Here is a 23,783-nt window from a genome sequence, read left to right on the forward strand (position 1 = left end):
GATGAAGAAAAACATTGTAGTATGTGTCACTGGCGGCATAGCAGCTTACAAGGCGGCAGATCTTGTATCTAAGCTTTCAAAAGCACACAACGTAAGAGTACTTATGACGAGGGATGCCGTTAAATTTGTGGGCAGCGAAACGTTTAAGATACTTTCAAAAAATAATGTTTATACGGATGTCTTTAATGACGAGGCTAAACCTATGCACATAGAAATAGCTAAGTGGGCAGACATCTTTGTTGTGGTGCCTGCATCAGCAAATACCATAGCTAAACTTGCCAGCGGCATCTGTGATGATATGGTAACTTTAGCATTTTTAGCAAGCAAGGCAAAAAAACTTGTTGTTCCAGCCATGAACACAGCTATGCTTGAAAATTTGGCAACACAAGATAATATTCAAACGCTTAAGGATAGAGGCATAGATATACTTGATTCAGACAGCGGACTGCTTGCTTGTGGAGACGTAGGCAAGGGCAAAATGCCAGATCCAGATAGAATAATTGATCGAATTGACTATTTATTATCAGAAAAAGATCTTAAGAGGTATAAAATACTTGTAACAGCCGGTCATACAGTAGAAGCGATTGACCCTGTTAGATATATCTCAAACCGATCAACAGGCAAGATGGGTTACCAAATCGCTCTAAAAGCTTATAATAGAGGAGCGAATGTCACTTTAATCATCGGACCAAATGACCTTGATATAAAAGATCCATTCAATATCATCAATGTTGTTTCATCAAAAGATATGTATGAAGCGGTTAACAAAGAGTTTGAAGGAGCAGATGCCTTGATTATGGCGGCTGCACCAGCTGATTTCACTCCAGCAGAATACAGTCCTGAAAAGATTAAAAAAGATGATAGCGATAATCACGATATTAAAATAAAAAAGACTGATGACATAATCAAGTCGCTTAAAGATAAAAAAGATGACAAAGTCGTGATAGGTTTTGCGGCTGAATCAGAAAATGTTATTGCAAATGCAAAGAAAAAACTTTCTTCTAAGGGTGCCGATATGATAGTCGCTAACGATATTACACTAAAGGGATCAGGCTTTAAGAGCGATGAGAACAAAGTAAGTTTTGTATATAAAAATAAAAATGCGACATCATTTGATTTAATGAAAAAAAGCGAGCTAGCAGATATCATTCTTGACAATCTAGCTGTACTATTAAAAGATAGAAAGAAAAATTAATGTTTGCTCAAGTTGTTATTGACACAAAATCGAGAGTTTTAGATAGAGTTTTTACTTATGAGACTGACGAAGCCATCAGCGTTGGAACTAGAGTTTTAGTTCCATTTGGCAGGTCCAATAAGCCTAGCATCGCTGTGGTTTTAAACACTTGCGATGAAGTAGACATAGATGAAGCAAAGATCAAATCCATAATCAAAGTGCTTGATGAGAAGGCAATCATCGACGAGAAGATGATTGAGCTTGCTCTATGGCTTAGAAATAGATACATCTCGACTTATAATGACGCACTTAGACTAGTTTTTCCACCAGGAGGCATTAAGGAGCTAGAACTTTTTTATTATGCTAATGACGATGCGCATGGACTTGAAAAGGACAAGGCATATAAAAAAGATGATTTACTTAAAATCATGACGCTTAATGATTTTAATAAACTCGTTAAAGAAAATATTTTAATTGAAAAATATAAGATTAAGCAAAAAGTTAAGGAGCATTACGAAAAATACATTAGCCTTGTGACTTATGACGAGAAGGCGAGTGAAAAGCAAAGAGCTGTACTTGATTATTTAAAAGAGAATGATGGCATCGCTCTTGAAAAAAATATAATCACTAGCCTTAATATATCTTCATCACCTATAAAAACGCTTATAAAAAAAGGCTTAGTGAGAGAAGATTTTATTCAAGAATCAAGAAAAAGAGGCTACGATGTGTCTTCTTATGAAAAGATTAAGCTTAACAAAGATCAAGAAAAAGTTTATATGCGCATGGAACGCTCCATTGAGCATAATTTAGGTGAAAAATTTTTATTAAGAGGCGTGACTGGATCGGGCAAGACAGAAATTTACCTACATCTTGTTGAAAAATGTCTTCAAATGGGTAAAGATGCTATATTACTAGTACCTGAAATAAGTCTTACACCACAAACTATTAGACGCTTCATAGGTCGTTTTCAAAGAAAAGTACATGTACTTCACTCAAAACTAAGCTTATCAGAACGCTTTGATGAGTATGAGGATATAAAATCAAATTCGCCAAGCATAGTTATAGGCGCAAGGTCAGCGATATTTGCTCCGTGCAGAAACTTAGGACTTATAATCATGGACGAAGAGCACGATCAAAGCTACATATCAGACATGAATCCAAAGTATCAAACAGACGAAGTAGCTTATTATAGAAGCATGAGCGAGGGAGCAACGCTATTACTAGCAAGTGCTACGCCATCGATATCGTCTTACTATAATGCAAAGCATGGCATATATGAACTACTTGAGCTTGATAAAAAAGCAAAAGGACAAAAAGAAGCTGATATAGAGCTAGTCAATATGATAGATGAGCTTCAAAGAGGAAACATCAGTCAAATATCATCAAGATTTTATGAAATTATTGATGAGAATCTTAAGGCAAATAAACAAAGTATAGTTTTTTTAAATAGACGCGGCTATAACAAAGAAATATTTTGTAAAAAGTGCGGCTATACCTTTAATTGTGACAATTGTGATGTGAGCATGACTTATCATAAGGGTATAAACAAGCTTAAGTGTCACTACTGCGGTCTTGTGAAAAATATTCCAAAGACTTGCCCAAGATGTGGGGCAGAGGCCCTAAGCTTTGCTGGTTATGGAATAGAGAAGGTCGAGGAACTACTTAGAAAAACTTTTCCAGAAGCAAAAATACTTAGAGCAGATAGCGACACAATCAAAACAGAGGACGATTACATCAATTTATATAAAAAAATGAACTCAGGAGCAGTCGATATACTTATTGGCACTCAGATGATTAGCAAGGGGCTTGACTTTAAAAATGTTGATGCGGCGATCATCGTGTCAATCGATGCTAATTTAAATTTCCCGAGCTATTCGGCAAGTGAAGACACTTATAACTTAATCACTCAAGTTGCTGGCAGAGCTGGACGCGATGAAAAAGGCAGAGTGCTTCTTCAAAGCTACGCTAGCGATAACGAGACGATTAGCTATGCGATGAGGGGAAATTATGAGGCTTTTTATAGAAATGAGATTGCTCTAAGAAAAGAATTTTTGTATCCGCCATTTATCAATATGATATACATCGTTGGTACTAGTCTTGATAAAAACATCGTTCAAGCTGAGATGGATTACTTAAGAAGCGATATCGAGAGATATTTGAATAATAATGGCATCAGATGCAATGTCTCAAAGCTAATGCAATGCGCGATTGAAAAGATAAACGCAAGCTATAGATATCAAATAATTTTAAAATACACGAACACTTATTCAAAAGAGATAAAAGATTATATTCGCTTCATTTTATACAGAAGCAAATTTGCAAAGAACAAAAAAGTAAATTATAACATTTATATAAATCCAAAAAATTTTTTATAGGAGGTAAAGATGGCACTTAGAAATATTAGACACGATCAAGATGAAATACTTAGAAAACAATCAAAACTAGTTAAGGTTTTTGATGATAAACTTAAAGAATTAGCAGATGATATGATAGAGACAATGAATCATGCAGAAGGCGTTGGTCTTGCTGCAGTACAAGTAGGTATACTTAAGCAAATGATAGTCATAGACATAGGCGAAGGACCGATGGTCTTTGTAAATCCAGATATAATCGAAACAGCTGGTAGCTGCGATGATTACGAGGGCTGTCTATCAGTTCCAGGCTACTCTGGTGTGGTTGAAAGACCAGAAAAGCTTAAGCTTAAGTACCAAGACCTTGAAGGAAAAGAACATGAGCTTGAGACTGAAGGCTTCTTAACAAGAGTTATATGCCACGAGACAGATCATTTGAAGGGTATTTTATATACAGACAAAGCAAAAGAAATGTTTACAAATGACGAGCTTAAGGCAAAATTAGATAAAGAACATAAGATGGCAGAGGCTAAATAATGAAACTCATCTACATGGGAACGCCATTATTTAGCTTAGCTCCCTTAAAGGCTTTAAAAGATCATGGCTTTGAAATCACCTTGCTAATAACTCAGCCAGACAGAAGACGCGGTAGAAAGATGCAAATCACTTACTCAGAGCTAAAAACTTATGCTCTTGAGAATGATATAGAAGTTTTTCAGCCAGAGGACGTCAATAGCCATGAATCTGTAGAAAAAATTAAAAATACTGATGCTGATGTCATCGTTGTTGCTTCTTACGGTCAAATAATAAAAGAAGAAATACTTTATATGAAGAAGTATCATGCAATAAATATACACGCATCACTCTTGCCAAAATATAGAGGAGCGGCTCCTGTTCAAGCAGCCATCATTAACGAAGACAAAGTAACAGGCATCACTCTTATGAAGATGTCAAAGGGCCTTGATACAGGAAACATGCTGATGACAAGAGAGATAGCTATAGCAGATGATGATACAGCAGATACACTTACTATGAAGCTATCTAATTTAGGCGCTGAGATGATAGTAGAGTATTTAGCTGGTCTTGACACGCTTGATGAAGGCACTCCACAAGATGATTCAAAGAGCTCTTATGTTAGAATGATTAAAAAAGAGGACGCTTTTATCGATTTTAGTGAAAGTGCTTCAAAAACTGAGCATATAATTAGGGCTATGCAGCCATGGCCAGTTGCCTTCACTACTTATAAGGGTGAGAATATGAAGATATTCACGGCAGCCATAGTTAAAGATACTAGTGATAAAAAGGTAGGTACTATACTAAATGTTAATGAAGATGGTATTTTGATTAAGTGCAAGGACGATGCCATCATCATAAGTGAAGTACAAATGCCAAATAAAAAGAGAATGAAGGTTTCTGATTATATAAGAGGAAATAAGATTGAGATAGGTGAAAGGTTAGGAGATAGATAATGATAAATTTTTTAATGCTTACTGGAAGATATCATAATTATATAAGCTCATATTTTATATATATAATTCCAGCTATGCTACTAAGCTTATTCGCTCAATATAAGATACAGGCAGTATATAGAGAGTACTTAGGCAGAATTAGCTCACTTGGTAGAAGCGGTTCAGAGATTGCTAGAGCGATACTTGATAAGCATGGACTTAGAAATGTAAATATAAAGGAAGTTCCGGGCACTTTGAGTGATTTTTATGATCCGAGAGATAAAAGTCTTTCTTTGTCAAGAGATATATCTGCTGGTACATCCATCGCTTCAATTGCAGTTGCAGCTCATGAAGTCGGACATGCAATTCAAGATAAAGAGAGCTATCCAATGCTAAATTTAAGAAGCTTCATGGCACCGGCTGTAAGAATTTCAAGCAGCTTAGCAATGTATTTGATACTAGCAGGATTATTTTTTGATTTTACTAGATTATTTGATATAGGTATAATTTTATATGCAGTCATAGTTTTATTCACACTAGTGACACTACCAGTTGAGTTTAATGCATCAAGAAGAGCTTTAAACGAGATAAGATCAATGCCGGGAGTAAACGATGAGACCATATATGGTTCTAAAAAAGTTTTAAGGGCAGCGGCTCTAACATACGTTGCATCAGCTTTTGCGGCGCTAAGTGAACTACTAAGACTACTTTCAATGAGGAGAAGAGATGACTAAGATTAACGATAGATACAGAAGCTTTTTGATATTAAAAGATATTTTTGCAAGCGGAGCATACTCAAACATAAGCCTAAGAACTGAGCTAAATAAGATTGACAGCGAAGTATCTAAATCCTTCGTAACAAAGCTTGTTTATGGCGTTGTTGAGAGAAAAAACTATCTTGATTACATTATCTCAAAGCTATCGTCGACAAAACTAAGTAAGATGGATATAGACATAGTCATTATTTTAGAAATGGCTTTATATCAAATCATATACATGGATAAAGTGCCTGAGAGCGCCGCAGTCAATGAGGCAGTAAAGCTTGCTAAGATTGTTAATAAAAGGCTTTCTGGATTTGTTAACGCTAATCTTAGAAATTTTTTAAGAAATAAAGATGATTTGATGAAAGTTAATATTGATGATGAAGATGAAAGATTAGCTGTAAAATATTCAATTAATGAAGAATTTTTGGAGCTTTTAAAGAGTGATTATGATAAAGAAACTGTAAATAATTTTTTAAAGAGGTCCATGGATGAAAGGCTTCTTAATTTTAGAGTAAACACAAAGAAGACTACTAAGGATAGCATCAAAGCAGTTCTTGATAAATTTAATATTAAGTATGAAGAAAGCGATATATCTGTTGATAGTCTCATCATTTATGATAAAGTGAGCGATGTTGTAAAAAGTTTATTTAAGCAAGGATATGTTTCTTTTCAAGACGCGACGAGCTCCAGTCTTCAAGATTATATAAAGCTTGATAAGGGTGATAAGGTGCTTGATTTATGCGCAGCACCTGGAGGAAAATCCATGCACATGGCAGAGAAACTTGAAATGGGCTCAATCACAAGCTGTGATATATATGAGCACAAGATAAATCTACTAAAGAACGAAGCCAATAGACTTGGACTTGATAATATTAATTTTCAGATCAATGATGCCATGAAATTAAATAAAGAATTTATTAATAAATTTGATAAAGTATTGTTAGATGTACCGTGCTCAGGAAGTGGTATAATATCTAGAAAGCCTGAGATAAAATATCAAATCGATTTAAAAGAGCTAAAAGAACTTAACGATAAGCAGTGGAAAATATTAAATATTTCCAAGGACTATGTTAAAACAGGCGGGCTACTTGTATACAGTACTTGCAGTATACTTAAGCTAGAGAACGAAATTATGGTAAAAAAGTTTCTTGAAGAAAACAATGATTTTAATTTGGAAAAATTTATTAAACACATGCCAACAGAAAAGATTAACGATGGCTTTTTCATTTCATATCTAAGGAAGGAATAATTTGAATAACATTATTAATAATATGTATATTTCAGAGCTTGAGACATATTTTTTAGATCTTGGCGAGAAAAAATTTAGAGCAAAGCAGTTATTTGAAGCTATTCATAAGCAAAAGATAAAAAATCTAGATAAACTCACTACATTCTCACAAGATTTAAAAGATAAAATAAATAATAGCTCTGAGATATATGGAGTAAAAAAAGTTTTAGAACTAAAATCAAAACTTGACGAAACAAAGAAATATCTTTTTGAACTTCATGACGAGAATGTGATTGAAAGCGTTTTGATGAAGTACAAATATGGCTACACAGTCTGCATATCAACACAGGTTGGCTGCAAGATGGGATGCGCTTTTTGTGCTTCAACAAAGAAAGGTTTAATAAGAAACCTTTATGCATCAGAAATGCTTGACGAGATATACGAGATAGAAAGACTAAATGATATAAATGTATCAAACATTGTATTAATGGGTAGCGGCGAAGCACTTGATAATTTTGACGAACTTATAAGATTTATTGAACTAATTAGTGCTAAAGAGGGTAAGAATTTATCGAAGAGAAATATAACTATATCAACGTGTGGTCTTGCCGATAAGATTTTAAAATTAGCCGAATACGATTATCCAATAACACTAACGATATCATTACATAATGCAGACGAAGAAGAGAGAAAAAAGATTATGCCGATTACAAGGAAGTATCCTTTTGATGAGCTTATCCCAGCTCTTAAAGAGTATCAGGCAAAAATCAATAAAAGGATATCCTTTGAATACGTTTTAATCGATGGACTTAATGACTCTTATCAATCTGCTTTAGATATAAAAAATTTATTAAAAGATATTAAGTCACACATCAATTTAATTCCGCTTAATAAGATTAAAGAGTACGACGAAGAGCCAAGCACTTCTGAAAATATTAATAAATTTAAAAAATATTTAGAAGATTTTGGCTTTAACGTAACTATTAGGCGCGAGTTAGGAGCGGATATAAACGCTTCGTGTGGACAGCTTAGAAATAATTATCTTGAACAATAGGAGGTGGTCTATGTGAATCTTGGTTATGTATCAGATAAAGGCAAAACTAGAAGCAATAATGAAGATAACTTTTTTATCTACGATGATTATCCATTCCCATTCTTTGTAATTGCAGATGGAGTTGGTGGACACAAGGCAGGCGAATTAGCTAGCAAGATGGCGGTCGATACCATTGCCGATGTTTTAAAGAATAAAAATGATGCGGTTTGTATAGACGATGTTGAAGACGCTATAAGAACTAGCATTGTAAGCGCAAACAATTCCATTTACAAATATTCAAAGTTTAATAAAGAGTGTGAGGGCATGGGCACGACAATTTTGGTCTGCGCCTATTACAAAAACACTTGCCTTATAGCTCATGTAGGCGACTCAAGAGCCTACCTTATAAGAGAGCATGAGATAGCTCAGCTAACAGAGGATCATACCTTTGGTAACGAGCTAATAAAAAGGGCAGGAAGCAAGATTTTTAATGTTAAAAATATAGATAACAAAAACGCTTTAACCAGAGCTTTGGGAACAGAGAAGACTGTTGTCATCGACACTTACAAGTTTATTCACAGAAGTGATGACATAGTGCTTCTATGTACAGACGGACTAAACAAAGAGGTTGAAGATAACTCGATACTTGCAATAGTAGAGAAGAATAAAAATATCTCAATGCAAAAGGTAGCTGAAGAACTAAAGGATAGAGCTATACTTATGGGCGGAAGAGATAATGTTACTATAATAACTATAAAAGCTTAGGGGTGAAAAAATGGATAAGATGATAGGAAAACTTTTATCAGATCGATATGAAATACTAGAAAAAATTGGCGATGGAGGCATGGCAACTGTTTACAAAGCCAGATGTAGAGTTTTAGATAGATATGTTGCTATAAAAATTTTAAGACCTGAATATGCAAGCGACGAAGAATTTATAAAGAAGTTTAATAGAGAATCAAAGGCAGCTGCATCATTATCGAGTCAAAACATAGTTGGCATCTACGATGTAGGCACAGATAAAATTGATGAAGAAAGTATTTATTATATAGTTATGGAATATATAGACGGAACTACATTAAAGGATATAATCGATAGCAAGGGAAAACTTTCTGAAGATGATGCAATTGATTACTCAATACAAATACTTAGAGCCTTAAAGGATGCTCATGACCATAATGTTGTTCATAGAGATATAAAACCACATAATATTATGATTACTAAGCAAGGCACAGTTAAAGTAACTGATTTTGGTATAGCGAGGGCATCAACATCAACAACGGTTACAACAACATCAGATGTTCTTGGCTCAGTTCATTATATATCGCCTGAGCAAGCTAGAGGCGGCTATACTGATAATAAAACTGATATATATTCATTTGGTATAGTTTTATATGAGATGCTAACGGGAAAGAAGCCTTATGATGGGGACAATCCGATCTCAGTAGCGATGAAACAAATACAAGATGATATAATTCCGCCGTCCGAGTATATTCCAAATATGAATAAAAATCTTGAACAAATAATACTTAAGTGTACAAGAAAAAAACAAAGTGAAAGATATCAAAGCGTTGACGACATCTTATCGGACTTTTTATACTTAGATGATGAAGGCACTTTTAATTATAACAAGCAAAATGATAACTGGAATGACGAAACAGTCGTTTTAAAACAAGAAGATATAATTAGAGAAGAAAAAAATGAAAAGATTAAAAGAAATAGGGAGGAAAATATTTCTGAAATGAGACAATCAAACAGAAATCGCCGCAGAAGAAAAAAAGAAAATGGCTTAGTAGGCGTTTTCTTAGGAATAATAACAGCTCTAATATTAGTTGCTGGACTATTCTTTGGATATAATTACTTAAAGGGTGCTTTAAGCGGAGGCGGCTCAGATGAAGTAGCAGTACCAAATGTTGTGGGCGACGATTTAGATACAGCTAAATCAAAACTTGAAAAACTTGGACTTACTTATGAAGTTGTTGCCAAAGAAAAAACTGATGGCAAGGCAAATATTGTTACAAAGCAAGATCCAGAAGCGGATTTTAAAGTTAAAAAAGACTTTAAGGTATCATTAACTATATCCGAATCAGAAGATAGTGTTGAAGTACCAAATGTAGTTGGAGAAACAATCCTTGATGCAGAAAGCATTCTTTATAAATATGGTTTAAAATTAGCAGAACCAAGCTATGAAGAAGACAGCGAGCATGAAGAAGGCACTATAATTAGACAAGAGCCAAGCGAAGGCTCTGTAGCCGATAAGAATAGCTTGATAAAGGTTGTTGTTAGCAAAGGTGATTCTAATGCCATCGAAGTTCCTGACTTTGTAGGCAGAAATAAAGATGAAGTTATAAAAGAAATAACAGATTTAGGATTAAAATATAAAATAACAAGCAAAGACAGCGAAGATTATGATAAAGACATTGTTACAGAGCAATCAGTAACATCAGGCTCAACTGTACAAAAAGATGAAGTTATTTCGCTTGTAGTATCTAAAGGCAGAATAGAAAAGCCAGCAGAAGAAGAAAATACAGAAAACAATGATACAAATGAAAAAACAAAAGAAGAAGATAAAAAGCCAAAAGAAAATGCAGTAATTGTTATAGACATAGTTCTTCAAGCCGATCCAGACCTTGATCAAACACACTTCACTATAATTAAAAACTCTAATGGAGTTAAAGAAACTGTCTATGATCAAATGGTTAAAAGAGAAGACGGTCAAGTGAGATTTAAGTATAATGCAAAAGAAGGAGATACCTTCGATATTTATAAGAACGACACTTATATAACAACAAAACAAGCTAAATAATGAAGGGTAAGATAATTAAATCTATCTCTGGCGTTTTCTTTATCGAAAGTGAGGAAAATGTCTATGAGGCAAAGCAGTTAGGAAGCTTTAAAAAACTTAAAATGAAGCCACTTGTAGGCGATATTGCAAACTTTGTAGAAAAAGATGGCTCTTATTTAATAGAAAGCATTGAAGAGAGAAAAAATGAGCTTATAAGGCCAATCGTAGCAAACGTTGATAATTTACTAATAGTCATGACTATATCAACACCGAGTATAAATTTACTCTTGCTTGATAAATTTTTAGTCATGGCTGAGTATAATCACATCAGGCCTATAATTATAATAAACAAAAAAGATATCAAAATTGATGAGCTTATATATAATATGTATAAAAATATTGGCTACGATGTTTTTGAAACAAGCATATATGATGATAAATCCATCCATAAGGTATTAGAGGAAATAAAAGGACAAACTTCTGTTTTATCGGGACCATCAGGTGTTGGCAAATCATCAATCATGAATTATCTCAATAAAAATAAGCTGATTAAAACACAAGAGATATCAATGAAACTAAATAAGGGTAAGCAAACAACAAGGTCTGTGCAGTTATATTCGATCGATGAAGCGACAAGCATCATAGATACGCCAGGTTTTACATCACTTGAACTTGACTTTTTGCAAGAGGAAGATGAGTTAAAAAATTATATAAGAGAGTTTAATAAGTATAAGAACAAATGCAGGTTTGCATCGTGTGCACATATCAATGAACCAGATTGTGAGATAAAAAAACAATTAGAAGAAGAAAATATTTCTCACATTAGGTATAAAGATTATCTACTAATGTATGAAGAAATAAAAGCAAAGAGGAGGTATTGACTTGAGAGAGATAGCACCATCATTATTGTCGGCAAACTTTTATAATTTGCAAGATGATTTAGAAAGACTTAAAAAATCAGGCATTAAGTATTTGCATCTTGATGTTATGGATGGAAACTTCGTTCCAAACATATCTTTTGGTCTGCCAATCATTAAATCAGTAAGAAAAAATACAGATTTTATTCTTGACTGCCACTTAATGATTGAAAAACCTGAAAGATATTTGGAAGATTTTAAAAATGCCGGAGCAGACATATTAACAGTGCATCAAGAGGCGACTATACACTTACAAAGAACGCTTGCTGAAATCAGAAGACTTGGCATGAAGGCGGGCGTTTCGCTAAATCCATCGACAAGTGAAGAAACACTTAAATATATCATGGATGACCTTGATTTAATACTGATTATGTCAGTTAATCCAGGTTTTGGAGGTCAATCATACATAGAAAGTGTTAATGAAAAGATTAAAAGAGTGAGAAAGATGATTGATGAGAGCGAAAGAGACATCATATTAGAGGTCGACGGAGGAGTCAACAAGGATAATATTAAAGAATTAGAAGATTTAGGAGTAGATTTATTTGTTGCTGGCTCAGCAGCATTTAAAAATTCAGAAATAGAAAAGAATATAGGAGGATTAAGAGATGATAAATAAAGTAGCGATAGTATTAAATGGACCAATTGATTGTTTTTTAACAGGAAGCATAAGAGATTATGCCTTTGTTATAGCTGTTGACGGAGGTTTGAATCATTTAGTTAAATATGATATGGATGCAGATTTATTCATAGGTGATTATGATAGCGTTAATGATGATGCAAAAGGATATATAGAAACAAGTAATATAACACATGTAGATTACAATGAGGATAAGGATAAGACTGATTTTGAACTTGCCTTAGAATATGTTAAAGAAAAGTGCAAGATAAAAACTGTTGATATTTACTGTGCTATGGGCGGAAGAGAAGACCATACAATGACAGTATTAAATAATGTTTTAGCTTATAGTAAAGATTTAAATATAACTGTTTATGGTGGCGACCAAGCAGTAAAAGTACTTAACGAAGGCGATGAGATTAAAGTTGTAAACAGAATCGATGTTACATCATTCTCAATGGTACCAGTTGATGAAGAATTTACTGTATCAATAAAATCAGCTAAGTGGGAGCTTGATCACGAAACTGTTTCAAGATCTAGTTCATTACTTATGAGCAACAAGGCGATGGGCGATCACGCATTAATCACAGCACATAAGAACAGAGCATTTTTATTCATAACATTGTTCATATAATTAAATAAAAAACACAAATATAAAATACCGATGCATAAATTTGATATGCATCGGTATTTTATGTATTGAGCAAAAAAAATTGCAGTAAGTCTGCAATTTTTATTCGGCTCTTTGCACCTTGCCTGATCTAAGGCATCTAGTACAAACATTTATTCTTTTTACAGTTCCGTTAACGTTTGCTCTAACTCTTCTTAAGTTTGGCTTCCAAGTTCTTCTTGAGTGTCTTAAAGAGTGAGATACTTTATTACCGGCAATTTTACCTTTACCACATATATCGCAAACTTTTCCCATTTTCTTACCTCCTCTCAAGCTTTAACTACTTAATTATAGCAAAGTTCATTACAAAAATCAAGCTTTTTTTATAAAAAACAAAAAAAATTTAAATAAAATGTCAAAAAAACATAAAATTTGCATATATATCTTTAAAAAAAAGCTATTTAATGATATAATATAATTAATTATGGACACAAATAATTAAAACTAAATGAGAAAATAAATTTATTAATTGAATGGAGGGAGATTTATGCCTTGTCAATATACTAATGATTTAGGAACTATTAATATTGCCGACAATGTTATCGCTAAGATAGCAGGACTATCTGCCATGGAAAGCTATGGTATAGTAGGTATGAGTGCAATTGATGCAAAAGACGGTTTTTACAATTTACTTAATATGGAAAATTTATCTAAGGGCGTAAAGGTAAGTACAGACGGACAACACGTTGATATATCTTTATACGTTGTATTAGAGTTTGGAGTAAAAATTTCAGTTGTTTGTGACAACATTATTGAAAAAGTTAAATACAATGTTGAAAAGCAAACAGCTATGTCTGTTAAAAATGTCAATGTTTTTGTCCAAGGACTAAGAATGAATGACAAAAAGTAGGAGGTAAATGTGAGTACTAATAGAATTGACGCAATTGTTTTAAAGAAAGCATTGATTGGAGCACTTAATTCTCTTGGCGAAAATAAAGAGATAGTTGACGCTTTAAATGTATTTCCTGTTCCAGATGGAGATACGGGTACAAACATGCTTCTAACAATGAAGTCAGCAGTTACAAATGCAGTTAAAGAAGAAAATAAAACTATAAAAGAAATAGCAAACGCTTTAAGCAAGGGAGCTCTTCTTGGAGCGAGAGGAAACTCTGGTGTAATTTTATCTCAGCTTCTTAGAGGTTTTAAAGAAGCTATAGAAGATAAGGAATACATTGACATCGAAGGACTTATGGAAGCCTTTGTTAAAGCAAGTGAAGTTGCTTATAAGGCTGTTATGAGACCTACAGAAGGCACTATACTGACAGTTTCAAAAGATTTAGCAGGTTTTGGATTAAAGAATTATAGAAATTATACAGAACTTTCTAAATTTGCTGATGATGCACTTATAGCTTTGGAAGAATCACTTAACAGAACACCAGAATTACTTAGCGTATTAAAAGAAGCTGGTGTAGTTGACGCTGGTGGTAAGGGTCTTTACTTTATAGTTAAAGGTGCAATTAAAGGTGCTAGAACTGAAAAATTAGAAATTACAGTTCAAGATATAAATAAGACTAAACAAACAGCTAATAGAAAAGAAATTTCTACAGATAATATTAAATATGGTTATTGCACTGAATTTATCATAACTGGTGATACTAGTAAGGTTGATGAGTTTAAGGAAACTATATCAAAGATAGGCGACTCAATGGTTGTCGTTGCTCTAGATGATATAATCAAGTGCCATATACACTCAAACAATCCAGGACAAGTTATCGAAGAGGCTTTAAAACTTGGTTATCTAAAAGATATCAAGATTGATAACATGCGTCTTCAACACCATGAGATATTATTTAGCGAAGAAGAGTATAAAAACAGCAATAAAGAAGAAAAAGCAAAAGAACACAAAAAATATGGCTTCATAGCTGTAAGTTCAGGTGATGGCTTTACTAAGATATTTAAGGACTTAAAGGTTGATGAAGTTGTCACTGGCGGCCAAACTATGAACCCTTCAACAGAAGATTTCATGGAAGCTATTGACAATATCAACGCAGACGATATATTCATATTCCCTAATAACAAAAACATCATCATGGCAGCTAAGCAAACTATTGATCTAAGCGATAAGAATATCCATGTTGTTGAAACAAGAAACATGCCAGAAGCCATCAGCGCTATGATTACTTTCGATGAAGAAATGAGCGCAGATGAAATTCTTGAGAGCATGAAGGAAGCTATAAGCGAAGTAAAAACTGGTGAAGTTACTTTTGCTGTAAGAGATACTACTATTGATGGTAAAGAGATAAAGAAGGGTAATTACCTTGCAATTAGCTCATCTAAGATACTTGCAAGCTCAGCTAATTTAAATGAAACTACTATGGCTATGCTTGATGAACTTATCGATGAAGATACATCTTTAGTAACTTTATATCTAGGCGAAGATGCTGAAAAATCTCAAGCAGAGGAATTAATCGAAGAACTTGAAGAAAAATATCCTGATATAGATTTTGAAGCTATTGAGTCTAAACAAGCTTTATACTATTATATAATTTCATTGGAATAATGAAGCTAAAAGAAGTCAAGGGAGTAGGAAGCAAAACTGAAGAGTATTTAAACAGACTCGGTTTATATACAGCTGAAGATGCACTTTTAAATAGACCCAGAAGATATGAGGACAGGAAGAACCTTAGATATATATCTGATGAGAGTTTATCTGATGCGTCTTTGTTTAAAGTTAAAATCATATCTTCGCCTATAATGAGACAGAGAAATATGATGATGTTTGATGTTTGTGATGAGAAGAATAACGCAAAAGTCTTTTTCTTCGGCATGAATTTTTACAGAAACATATTTAAGCCAGGCAAAACATTTTACTTCTTTGGCAAATTAAATAAAAATAAATTTGGTTATAGTTTTTCTAATCCTGAGTTTTACAACAGCTTAAACACAGACAGACTTGGCTATATTGGTCCAATATACAATCTTGTAAAGGGTCTATACAATTCAAAGCTAGTCTCAATAGTAAGTGAATTACTTAATACAAAAGGCTTAGTAAAAGAGATAATTCCAGAGATTTTAATACGTGATTATAATCTATACGGCATAGATGAAGCGCTAAAAGAACTTCATTTTCCAACATCTCACGAGACTTTGGAGAAGGCAAGAAGAACTTTAGCTTTTAGAGAAATATTTACCGTTGAATATGGTTTTAAAATCTTAAGAAAAGAAGTACAGGATGAAAATTTTGTAAAATTCAAGCACTTTGATGAAGAAGATAACTTTATTAAAGGTCTTGGCTTTGAGTTAACACCTGATCAAAAAACTGTTATAGATGAGATCAATGCTGATATGCAAGCTGATAAGAGGATGAACAGACTCGTTCAAGGAGACGTTGGTAGCGGTAAGACCATAGTCGCTGTATATGCCATGTACAAGGCATATCTCAATGGTTATCAAGCAGCTATGATGGCTCCGACTGAAATCTTAGCTAAGCAGCACTACGAGAGCCTTAAAGATATTTTTAAAGATAAAGATATAAAAGTAGCACTGCTATCATCATCTATATCAAATAAAGAAAAAAACGAGATTTATGATGGATTAGATAGCGGAGAGATTGACATAGTTGTCGGAACTCACTCAATAATTCAAGATAAAGTAAATTTTAAAAATCTTGGCCTAGTCATAACTGACGAGCAGCACAGATTTGGTGTAAAGCAAAGGGCTAATCTAACTAATAAATCGGTATACGCAGACACCCTTGTAATGAGCGCAACACCTATACCAAGGACTATGTCCTTAATTTTCTATGGCGACCTTGATATATCAACTATCAAGACCATGCCGCCAGGAAGAAAAAAGGTAGAGACATACGCTGTGCCTTATTCTTATAAGGAAAGAATTTTTAATTTTATAGAAAAAGAATTAAAAAATTCAAAGCAGGTCTATGTTGTTACACCTCTAATCGAAGAGAGCGAGTCGCTTGACTTATCAAACGCAAATGATGTATACTTAGAGCTAAAGGAGCACTTTAGGAACTATAATGTTGCTCTGCTTCATGGAAAAACTTCAAACGAAGAGAAGAACAAAATAATGTCTGCTTATGAAGAGAACAAAGTTCAAATACTTGTTTCAACTACTGTTATAGAAGTCGGTGTAAACGTTGCCAATGCTAATCTTATGGTCATATTAAACGCAGAAAGATTTGGCCTATCTACACTTCATCAGTTAAGAGGAAGAGTAGGAAGAAGCTCTGATCAAGCGTATTGCGTCCTTGTTTATGATAAGCTAAATGACATTAGCTACGAAAGATTAAAATTGATGCAAGAGACTGGCGACGGCTTTGAAATATCGAAAAAAGACTTGATACTAAGAGGACCAGGAGACTTCTTTGGAACAAAGCAGCACGGAGCCATAGATTTTAAATTTTTTGATTTTGATAAAGATACCGAGATGATTAATGATATTAACAAAGAGGTTTTATCAATATTAAGAGGCGACATTGAATACGAAAAAGACAGATATGACGCTTTGTTAAATAATATGGATTCAGTTTTTTATGACAGTAAACAAGATATCATCTTAAATTAAGAGGCAAGAGATGAGAGTTATATCAGGCAAATTCAAATCAAGAAAATTAATTGCGCCAAAGGGCCTTAATACGAGACCGACTTTGGATAATATAAAAGAAACAATATTTAATATCATATCGCCAATAACGATAAACGCAAAAGTCTTGGATCTTTTTGGTGGCACAGGACAGATTGGCATTGAGTTTTACTCAAGAGGTGCGAAGGAAGTATATTTAGTAGATTCATCGCACGAGGCCATAAGCGTGATAAATAAAAATTTAGAAAGCTTAAAGCTTGATGACGAGATAAATGTCATGAAGATGGATGCCATAAGAGCCTTAAAAGGGCCTCTTAAGGAGAAAAAATTCGATTATATCTTCTTAGATCCACCATATAAAAAGCATGAGCTACTAAATGAAGTACTTAAGCTGATTATCTCACATGATTTAATTGATGAAGGTGGCACTATAATCATTGAAGAGAATAAAGACTATGATTTAGAAGAAATAATTAGCACAGATGATTTTGATATTGATATAAGAATGATTGGCGATAAGAAAATATTTTTTATTAGAGGTGTTAAATGAAAGCAATTTACCCAGGTAGCTTTGATCCTATAACCAATGGACACATTGACATCATCAACAGATCTAAGGACATCTTTGATGAATTGATTATAGGTATCACTACTAATGTACAGAAAAAACACTTATTCACTATTGATGAAAGAAAAAAGATGATAGAAGAAATTTTTAAAGATGAGAAGAAGATTAAAGTAAAAACTTTTGATGGACTTCTTACTTCATTTTGTGAAGAAGAGAAGACAAACTATGTTATCAGAGGACTTAGAGCCGTTTCAGACTATGAATATGAACTTCAGATGGCTATGGCGAACAAGTCACTTAATAAAAATTTAGAGACTATATTTTTAGTTGCTTCACACAAGTTTAACTTTTTAAGTTCTTCTATAGTTAAGGAAATTGCTTACTATCATGGAGATATATCGGCACTAGTGCCAAAAAATGTTGAAATTAAATTGAAAAACAAATACGAAAGGGGTTAAAAAATGGATGTATTAGGTCTTATTGATGAGATTGAGGATATTGTTGAATCAGCAGGTTCTCTACCTCTAACAAGTAAGGTTTTAGTTCAAAAAGAAGAATTACTAGATATAATCAGCGAGTTAAGAATAAAACTTCCAGATGAAATAAAACAAGCTGCATGGATTAAAGAAGAAAGAGAAAGAATTATTAGCGAAGCAAATAAAGATGCAGAACAAATTATTAAAGAAACAAGATTAAAACTTGAAGAACTTGTAAGCAAGGAAGAAGTTTTAAAAGAAGCAAACGAAAGAGCAAAGGATCTTATGAACAAAGCACAAATCGCTTCAACAAATTTAAAACGCTCTTCACTTGAATATTCAGACAAGCTTCTAATGAACGCTCAAGAGAATTTAAAAGATATGATTACTACTTTAAATGAAAACAGAACAGAGCTTAGAAAGATGTCTGCTAGCGTTAATCAAGAAAATCAATTAGCAAAAGAAAAAGAAGAAAAGTAAAAAAATAAATGCGAAAGTACATAAATTACCTTCGCATTTATTTTTTATTTTTTATAAAATTATTTTGCCATAGGTGAGTTTGTTGACTTGCCTTCAAGTGTTTCTACTGCATCCTTAAATACTTCGGCAATAGTTGGGTGAGCATATATCATATTTGATAAATCTTCAACGCTTAAACCATTGGCCATAGCTATAACAGCGTAGTGAATCAATAGGTCAGCGTCTTTACCAATTATGTGGCAGCCTAAAATCTTTTTATGGTCTTTTGTTGATAGTATCTTTATAAAGCCTTTAGTTCCACCAACTGCAAGCGCTTTACCATTTGCTTGGTACATGGACTTAGCTTTATCATATTCAATACCTTCTTTTTCAAGATCTTGTTCAGTTTTACCAACTTGAGCAAGTTCTGGAACTGTGTATAAAACAGCTGGTACTATGGATAAATCAGTTTTTGGCTCAATTCCAGATAATTTTTCAACTACGTGGAAGCCTTGAGCTGTAGCGAAGTGAGCAAGTTGAGTGTTTTTGTATATAACGTCGCCGATAGCGTAGATATTGTCATTTGATGTTTTTAAGTTTTCATCAACTAAAACGCCGCCGTCCTTTGTTTCAACTTTAGCTGCTTCAGTGTTAAGACCGTCAGTATTGCTTGCTCTGCCTAGTGCAACTAGTACGTATTCAGCTTCATACTCTTTTAAAGTATCTTTGCCAACCATTTGAGTAGTTACCTTAAGCATATCGCCAGCTTGTTCAATCTTCTTAGAGTGTTGCTTTGTAGCGAACTTTAGATTTGGATTCTTTAATATTGATTGTAATCTCTTTTGTATTTCTACATCAGCTGTCTTGAACATATTGTTACCAATAACAGTTACTTCAGTACCAAAACTTGCATATATAGTAGCAAATTCAAGACCTATAACGCCTGTACCTATAACTATCATTGACTTAGGTATTTCTTTTAAGCTTAATAGAGTAGTCGAGTTTAAAACCTTTGGCAAATCACAGCCTTCAAGTGGCTTGATATCCTTTGATCCAGTAGCTATGATACATTTATCGAATGTAACATTTTCTTCGCCACCTTCATTTAAAACTACTTTTACTTCATTTTCACTAACGAATGAAGCAGTACCCTTTAAAAGCTTGATATTGTCATAAGTTGAGATTAAATATTCGATTCCGTCTCTAAGTTTACTCATGACATCTTGTTTTCTTTGGTAAATTTTTTCAGTATCAAGGCTATAGCCATCAACTTTTACGCCAAATTCTTCCGAATTTTGTACTTCGCTATAAAAATCAGCTATCTTTACCATAGTCTTAGTAGGTATACAGCCAATGTTTAGGCAAGTACCACCAAGTAAGTTCTTTTCAACAAGAACTACATCATTTCCTAGTTGAGCAGCTCTGAAAGCGGCTTCGTATCCGCCAGGACCTGCACCGATAATTAGTAATTTCATTTATGTCCTCCTTTATTTTATTTATTATATTATTCTTAACATTTTAATTATATCATATAATTAGCTAATTTTTATAAAATTTTAAACGCTTAATAAATTTATTTTATACGCGTCTTTTACATCCATGCCTTTCATCATATAATAAATTTGATCATTGTTTATCAATATCTCAAGGTCTAGCTTGCTCTCATGACTCAAATTATCAAGATCTTTGTACTTGCTAATAATATTTACATCGCTATGTTTTTTTATCTCTTTTAAAACTTTTTTCCCTATATCGTTAGCGCATAAAGGAATTATGAAGTCATATTCTTTGTCCCTTGAAACATTATCTTTATATATATTTAATAGCATAGCAAGCATGAATCTATTGATCTTGCTTTTTGAAAAGTTTTTTCTTGAGACCATATCCATAAATTCATTATAGCCCTTCGCTTCATAGATGTGCTTTTTAATATAGTTTACAGTATCTTCATCGTATTCAAAATACATTTTAAAATTCTTTTCTCTTATAAAAATAGACTTAATATAGGAAAAATATTTTTCTAAATCAATAATTTTTTCATCGGGCAGTGCTGGTACAAAATTATTTACATCCTTACCTTTATATATCAGGTCCCTTATATGAGTCGCACTCGCAAAATCATTCTCATCATGAGTATCGTTGTAGCTTGGGCCATGTCTTTGAAGGGCAAAAGCTTTTATTTTGCTCTCTGTTTCATTAAGAGCACTTATATAGTTATAAGCGAGAATATTATTTGATTTATTCATAATATCTGTAGATGTAAGCTCATTAAAGCTTAAAGCATAAGCCCTTGAAAAAGAAAGGCCACTCGACAAATGCTTTTTAAGTACTTCATCAAAAGCATTTTTATTTTTTATCATTAAATTAAGTGCCTTATCAAGCGTTTCTAAGCCATCTTCACTTCCAAAACTTAAGTAGTCTATCACATTTAATTTATTTAATATATTCACAGCATTTTTTGCAAATATATCTGCAGGCGCTATCGAAGAGAAAATAGGCAGCTCAAGAACTAGGTCACAGCCATATTCACAGGCAATCTTGGCTCTTTCATATTTAGAAAAAGCACTAGGAAGACCCCTTTGAACAAAATTACCACTCATTAAAGCAACGACAGCATCAATGCCTAGAGCTTCTTTTGTCTTATTTATATGATAGAGGTGACCATTGTGAAACGGATTATATTCACAAATAATTCCAGCTATTTTCAACTTTTTCCCTTCTTTCTTAAAAAACACTTGAAATTTTCTATATTTTATTATATCATATATGTATATGATTTGTTAAATATTTAGGGAGGTAAAAATGAAAATATTAGTAATTAATTGCGGATCATCATCATTAAAGTATCAATTAATGAACATGGATGATGAAAGCGTAATCTGTAAAGGTTTAGTAGAAAGAATAGGTATCGAAGGTTCTAAGCTTACTCACAAAGTTGAAGGAAGAGAAAACTTTGTAGTTGAAGAAGCTATGAAAAACCATAAAGATGCCATGAAACACGTATTTGATGCACTTGTTAGTAAAGAACATGGAGTTGTTGCTTCACTTGATGAAATCGACGGTATTGGTCACAGAGTACTACACGGTGGAGACATAATAACTGACTCAACACTAGTAACTGAAGACGTTAAGAAAACTATCGAAAAGTTCATCTGCTTCGGACCACTTCACAACCCAGCAAACCTTATGGGTATAGAAGCTTGCGAAGAACTTGTAAAGGGCAAACCAAACGTTGTTGTTATGGATACAGCCTTCCATCAAACAATGCCAGCTAAGAACTACATGTACGCTATTGACTACGATCTATACGAAAAGTACAGACTTAGAAAATACGGTTTCCACGGAACTTCTCATAAATATATAGCACATAGAATGGCTGAAATACTTAATAAAGACTTATCAGAACTAAACATAATTAACTGCCACTTAGGTAACGGCTCAAGTTTAGCTTGCATTAAGAATGGTAAAGTTTATGATACATCCATGGGTGTTACACCGCTTGAAGGACTTGTAATGGGAACAAGATCAGGCGATATTGACCCAACAGTTGTAACATTCCTTTGTGAAAACGAAAATATTACTCCACACGAAGCTAACCAATGGTTAAATAAAAAATCAGGCGTACTTGGCGTTTCTAAGTTAAGCTCAGACTTTAGAGACCTTGAAGAAGCAAGAGACAAAGGCAATGAAAAAGCAGGACTTGCACTTGATATGTTCACAAATAGAGTTAAAAAATACATTGGCGCTTACATGGCACAAATGCCAGAGCTTGATGCAATCGTTATGACAGGTGGTATTGGTGAAAACTCAGACACAATGAGAAGAGAAATTCTTCACGGACTAGAACACCTAGGAATTGAACTAGATGACAAGAAAAACGACGGAACAAGAGCAAAAGAAGTTAACATCGCTAAAGATGGCGCTAAGATTAAGATCTACATTTGCCCAACAAATGAAGAATTAATGATAGCAAGAGACACAAAAGAAATTATTTCAAAATAATTTAAAATAAAATATAAAAAGTCTTGACAAATAGATAAAAAAACAGTATAATTGTAATGTTATAAAAGCGAATTAGTAAACAAATACATTTACTGTAAATTAAGGAGGTGTTTTTAATGGCAGTACCTAAAGGACGTACATCAAAACAAAGACGTAATAAAAGAAGAGCTTCATCTTATACATTAAGAAAAGCAACATTCGTTGAATGTCCTCAATGTCATGAAATGAAAAGACCACACAGAGTTTGCATGAGCTGTGGTTATTACAATGGTGAAAAGGTTTTAGATGTTGAATAAAAAATACTCAGGTTAATTCCTGAGTTTTTTTATTTTTTATTGTTCCTACTAGGTTCAAAGGAGCTTGGAGCAGTTTCAAGTGGGACAATGAAAAAACTAGGACTATCTCAATAAATACTAACGCAAGCACAAGTATTAAATTGACTTTTAAACTGATGTATGCTATAATTTAAGGCAAGATTTAATATAAGTTGATGGTTGATCATTTTTGATAGGATGTGCAGTTGTCGCTTGTATTGCACTTTTTGGTCTAGGAGTATATAATGGATATAAAGATACTAAGGATCAAAAAAATAAACCGTTATAGATTGGAGGTGACTTTTTTATGAAATTTTTAGGAAAATCAATGGATTCTTATCCTAGATATTATAAAATAGTAGGTATTCTTATACTCATGTTTCTTTTATATAAGTTTGGGTATTTAATTGGCAAGTTTGTTGCAAATATCAATTTA

23 protein-coding genes are annotated in these 23,783 nt (G+C 33.3%); 20 read left to right on the forward strand and 3 right to left on the reverse strand.

The genetic code is table 11. The features are described from left to right. Position 1 precedes the first annotated feature (1 nt). The 12 genes from coaBC to M1R53_RS03080 are packed head-to-tail and all read left to right on the forward strand — an operon-like array spanning position 2 to position 12,950. Positions 2 to 1,195: a bifunctional phosphopantothenoylcysteine decarboxylase/phosphopantothenate--cysteine ligase CoaBC gene (gene coaBC / locus M1R53_RS03025; protein WP_249243029.1), complete on the forward strand. Its 1,194-nt coding sequence runs from the start codon at positions 2 to 4 to the stop codon at positions 1,193 to 1,195. After that, positions 1,195 to 3,549, forward strand: coding sequence for a replication restart helicase PriA (gene priA, locus M1R53_RS03030; protein ID WP_249243030.1), 2,355 nt, complete (start codon positions 1,195 to 1,197; stop codon positions 3,547 to 3,549). Before coaBC ends, priA begins: the two co-directional genes overlap by 1 nt. A 9-nt stretch (positions 3,550 to 3,558) precedes the next feature. Next, complete coding sequence (gene def / locus M1R53_RS03035) at positions 3,559 to 4,062, forward strand: peptide deformylase (RefSeq protein WP_019214662.1); 504 nt, start codon at positions 3,559 to 3,561, stop codon at positions 4,060 to 4,062. Then, positions 4,062 to 4,994: a methionyl-tRNA formyltransferase gene (gene fmt / locus M1R53_RS03040; protein ID WP_249243031.1), complete on the forward strand. Its 933-nt coding sequence runs from the start codon at positions 4,062 to 4,064 to the stop codon at positions 4,992 to 4,994. Before def ends, fmt begins: the two co-directional genes overlap by 1 nt. Then, positions 4,994 to 5,707 carry a zinc metallopeptidase gene (locus M1R53_RS03045; protein WP_249243032.1) on the forward strand — a complete coding sequence of 238 codons (714 nt, stop codon included), beginning with the start codon at positions 4,994 to 4,996 and terminating at the stop codon, positions 5,705 to 5,707. The genes fmt and M1R53_RS03045 overlap by 1 nt, the downstream gene beginning before the upstream one ends. After that, the gene (gene rsmB / locus M1R53_RS03050; RefSeq protein WP_249243033.1) at positions 5,700 to 6,986 is read left to right on the forward strand and encodes a 16S rRNA (cytosine(967)-C(5))-methyltransferase RsmB; all 1,287 of its coding nucleotides are present in this window, start codon (positions 5,700 to 5,702) and stop codon (positions 6,984 to 6,986) included. The genes M1R53_RS03045 and rsmB overlap by 8 nt, the downstream gene beginning before the upstream one ends. 1 nt (position 6,987) lies before the next feature. Further along, positions 6,988 to 8,019, forward strand: a complete 1,032-nt coding sequence (gene rlmN, locus M1R53_RS03055; protein ID WP_019214666.1) for a dual-specificity RNA methyltransferase RlmN — start codon at positions 6,988 to 6,990, stop codon at positions 8,017 to 8,019. Positions 8,020 to 8,031: 12 nt separating this feature from the next. Next, positions 8,032 to 8,763: a Stp1/IreP family PP2C-type Ser/Thr phosphatase gene (locus M1R53_RS03060; RefSeq protein ID WP_249243034.1), complete on the forward strand. Its 732-nt coding sequence runs from the start codon at positions 8,032 to 8,034 to the stop codon at positions 8,761 to 8,763. Between the two features lie 10 nt (positions 8,764 to 8,773). Beyond that, positions 8,774 to 10,804 carry a Stk1 family PASTA domain-containing Ser/Thr kinase gene (gene pknB, locus M1R53_RS03065; RefSeq protein WP_249243035.1) on the forward strand — a complete coding sequence of 677 codons (2,031 nt, stop codon included), beginning with the start codon at positions 8,774 to 8,776 and terminating at the stop codon, positions 10,802 to 10,804. Then, on the forward strand, positions 10,804 to 11,664 hold the full coding sequence (rsgA, locus tag M1R53_RS03070) for a ribosome small subunit-dependent GTPase A (protein ID WP_249243036.1): 861 nt from the start codon (positions 10,804 to 10,806) through the stop codon (positions 11,662 to 11,664). Before pknB ends, rsgA begins: the two co-directional genes overlap by 1 nt. Position 11,665: 1 nt before the next feature. Further along, on the forward strand, positions 11,666 to 12,316 hold the full coding sequence (rpe, locus tag M1R53_RS03075; RefSeq protein WP_085840313.1) for a ribulose-phosphate 3-epimerase: 651 nt from the start codon (positions 11,666 to 11,668) through the stop codon (positions 12,314 to 12,316). Next, positions 12,306 to 12,950: a thiamine diphosphokinase gene (locus M1R53_RS03080; RefSeq protein WP_249243037.1), complete on the forward strand. Its 645-nt coding sequence runs from the start codon at positions 12,306 to 12,308 to the stop codon at positions 12,948 to 12,950. Before rpe ends, M1R53_RS03080 begins: the two co-directional genes overlap by 11 nt. A gap of 99 nt (positions 12,951 to 13,049) precedes the next feature. Here the strand turns inward: M1R53_RS03080 and rpmB are convergent, their stop codons facing one another. Continuing rightward, the gene (rpmB, locus tag M1R53_RS03085; protein WP_019214672.1) at positions 13,050 to 13,241 is read right to left on the reverse strand and encodes a 50S ribosomal protein L28; all 192 of its coding nucleotides are present in this window, start codon (positions 13,239 to 13,241) and stop codon (positions 13,050 to 13,052) included. Between the two features lie 232 nt (positions 13,242 to 13,473). Here rpmB and M1R53_RS03090 point away from each other — a divergent pair, with 232 nt between their 5' ends. From M1R53_RS03090 to M1R53_RS03115, 6 genes are read left to right on the forward strand one after another with little or no spacing between them, the layout of a single operon-like run. After that, positions 13,474 to 13,836: an Asp23/Gls24 family envelope stress response protein gene (locus M1R53_RS03090; protein ID WP_019214673.1), complete on the forward strand. Its 363-nt coding sequence runs from the start codon at positions 13,474 to 13,476 to the stop codon at positions 13,834 to 13,836. A 9-nt stretch (positions 13,837 to 13,845) separates the two neighbouring features. Then, complete coding sequence (locus M1R53_RS03095) at positions 13,846 to 15,486, forward strand: DAK2 domain-containing protein (protein WP_249243038.1); 1,641 nt, start codon at positions 13,846 to 13,848, stop codon at positions 15,484 to 15,486. Then, positions 15,486 to 17,510 carry an ATP-dependent DNA helicase RecG gene (gene recG, locus M1R53_RS03100; RefSeq protein ID WP_249243039.1) on the forward strand — a complete coding sequence of 675 codons (2,025 nt, stop codon included), beginning with the start codon at positions 15,486 to 15,488 and terminating at the stop codon, positions 17,508 to 17,510. Before M1R53_RS03095 ends, recG begins: the two co-directional genes overlap by 1 nt. A gap of 10 nt (positions 17,511 to 17,520) precedes the next feature. Then, entirely contained in the window at positions 17,521 to 18,078 is a 558-nt protein-coding gene (rsmD, locus tag M1R53_RS03105) for a 16S rRNA (guanine(966)-N(2))-methyltransferase RsmD (protein WP_249243040.1), read from the forward strand. Beyond that, a complete protein-coding gene (gene coaD / locus M1R53_RS03110) occupies positions 18,075 to 18,554 on the forward strand; it encodes a pantetheine-phosphate adenylyltransferase (RefSeq protein WP_019214677.1) in 480 nt (159 codons plus the stop codon). Before rsmD ends, coaD begins: the two co-directional genes overlap by 4 nt. A gap of 3 nt (positions 18,555 to 18,557) precedes the next feature. Continuing rightward, positions 18,558 to 19,052: an ATPase gene (locus M1R53_RS03115; RefSeq protein ID WP_249243041.1), complete on the forward strand. Its 495-nt coding sequence runs from the start codon at positions 18,558 to 18,560 to the stop codon at positions 19,050 to 19,052. A gap of 59 nt (positions 19,053 to 19,111) precedes the next feature. Here M1R53_RS03115 and lpdA read toward each other — a convergent pair whose 3' ends face one another. Continuing rightward, positions 19,112 to 20,506 carry a dihydrolipoyl dehydrogenase gene (gene lpdA, locus M1R53_RS03120; protein ID WP_085840309.1) on the reverse strand — a complete coding sequence of 465 codons (1,395 nt, stop codon included), beginning with the start codon at positions 20,504 to 20,506 and terminating at the stop codon, positions 19,112 to 19,114. 81 nt (positions 20,507 to 20,587) lie between these two features. Then, entirely contained in the window at positions 20,588 to 21,739 is a 1,152-nt protein-coding gene (locus tag M1R53_RS03125) for a tRNA(Met) cytidine acetate ligase (protein ID WP_249243042.1), read from the reverse strand. Between the two features lie 94 nt (positions 21,740 to 21,833). Here M1R53_RS03125 and M1R53_RS03130 point away from each other — a divergent pair, with 94 nt between their 5' ends. Then, positions 21,834 to 23,033 (forward strand): acetate kinase, encoded by a 1,200-nt coding sequence (locus M1R53_RS03130; RefSeq protein ID WP_249243043.1) that lies wholly within the window; start codon positions 21,834 to 21,836, stop codon positions 23,031 to 23,033. Between the two features lie 116 nt (positions 23,034 to 23,149). Next, positions 23,150 to 23,329, forward strand: a complete 180-nt coding sequence (gene rpmF / locus M1R53_RS03135) for a 50S ribosomal protein L32 (RefSeq protein WP_019214681.1) — start codon at positions 23,150 to 23,152, stop codon at positions 23,327 to 23,329. The last annotated feature ends 454 nt before the right edge of the window (positions 23,330 to 23,783 follow it).

This window comes from Fenollaria massiliensis, from assembly GCF_023347705.1.
GTDB classification, from domain to species: domain Bacteria; phylum Bacillota; class Clostridia; order Tissierellales; family Peptoniphilaceae; genus Fenollaria; species Fenollaria massiliensis.